Genomic DNA, 411 nt, shown 5'->3' on the forward strand with positions numbered 1-411 from the left:
GTTCTATATGGCATTGCCCNNNNTTTCTTAGATTCCTTTGATTCTTCTTCATATTCTATAAATATATCTTTAACATTTAATTCAGATTTAAACAAATCCTTAGCAGAATTTAGTAGTTCATATTCTTTTTCTCTATCAAGAAATTCATCAAGTATATATATGTTTTTCTTTACAAAAAGCAATATATCTTTATAGTTTTGATAATTATTTAAAAATTCATCAATCTTGTCTTTATTATTTCTTAATTTATTAAATAATTCATACTTTTCTTTACTTGCAATTATTATTTTTATTTTATCAAATTTTTTATTATTCATTAATATTTTTAACTTTAATAAATCATCCTCTTACAGATTTTACATACTTTTCATATTTTTCATATTCATCCGTATAACTTAAATCTTCTGGATA

The sequence above is a fragment of the Candidatus Nanopusillus massiliensis genome (assembly GCF_920984865.1).